1 protein-coding gene is annotated in these 1,367 nt (G+C 32.6%); it reads right to left on the reverse strand.

The annotated features are described in order from the left end of the window. Positions 1–592 precede the first annotated feature (592 nt). Positions 593–1,367: hypothetical protein (locus tag ACFO5T_RS13970; RefSeq protein WP_380035606.1), on the reverse strand; the 775-nt coding region annotated here is incomplete at its 5' end.

Here is a 1,367-nt window from a genome sequence, read left to right on the forward strand (position 1 = left end):
TTAGGTAACATATCTCCTAAAGAATATATGCCCAGGTTTGATGAAGAATTTAAATTCTTCATCAAACCTGATCTAAATAATAATTATTTATCGAATTTTAAGGTGTCCTAAAAAGGGGAAGCCTACACATAGAGCTTTCAAAAATGTCGTATTCGCGTTATGTAATAGTTGTGGCTGGTTGCAACTACGTGTGAGCTTTCAATAATTGAGATTTGTAACCTTTAGGCATTTTTGAGTAGTGGCCTGTGGCGGCTGATTGAGTAGGGTGGGAGCTTTAAAATCCTAGGAGATTTGCTCTATGATCTATCTGTACCAAATCCTTGATTATAGCGCTTACAATCGCTCTAAAACCTATTTTGAAGCGTAGCCATACGATTGCGGTAATTACCAAGTATGCAACTGCCTTTTGTGTAGCTTATTTTATCGTGAACTGCAAGCCCTTGGGCAATCAGCCGCCACGTTGTTGTGTATGGTTAGTTGCGTGGTTAAGCAACTAATTTAGTAAACAAAAACGAACGCGAGAAAATTCCGAAGGAATTTTCCAAATAAGCACTTGCCAAAGCAATTAATTATACACGTTGTTGGCAAATCGTTATTTTGTTTTCTTAAAAGTATTCCAAATTTCTGTACCTACTTTAAATTCGTTTTCATTCAATTCGGTCAAATTCCATTCAAACACTTTTTCTGAAATCACTTTTGCTTGAACAGGATACATAGTAATTTCAATTTTTTTACTTGAATTATGTTCTAATTCTAATTCAATACTAGCATAACCTAATGAGAGAATTTGATATTTTACCTTTAAGTTTTTTTTCTCAAATTCAATTTTATTTTTTTCTTCCGAAATTTCAAATCCGCTAACATTGCTTATGTCAACAATATTTACATAAAGTGGTGATTCATTCTCATCTTTTATGATGAATTCAAATTCAACGGTTTTTTCAGAACTCGATTTTATTTCAGTAATTTTTATTGATTCTTTTGATGTCTGCTCTTTTTTGTCGAATTTCAGTTTTAAAGTTTCGTTTTTTAATTCAAAAATTCCAGTTCCAATTTGAGAAGTTCCCAAACAACCGGAAACAGAATATTCAAAGAGATTATTTTTTTTAAAATCAATACAGGTAACATCCGATTCTCCAATTGGAATTGAACAATATTTTCCGCTTAACTTTTCTTGAGAAAAAGTCATAATAGAAGTCAGAAGTATAATTATTTGCAGAATCTTTCTCATAATGTTTGCCAACAGGCCACTACATAAAGCGAGTGCGGCATTTTGCTGGTTAGCCTGTTTTTTGTTTTTTAATTGATGGTTTAAATATACACTTATTTGTGAATCTGTCGCCGCGCATAGAGCTTTCAAAAATGTC

It is taken from the genome of Dokdonia genika (genome assembly GCF_042652845.1).
In the GTDB taxonomy this organism is placed as follows: Bacteria; Bacteroidota; Bacteroidia; order Flavobacteriales; family Flavobacteriaceae; genus Dokdonia; species Dokdonia donghaensis.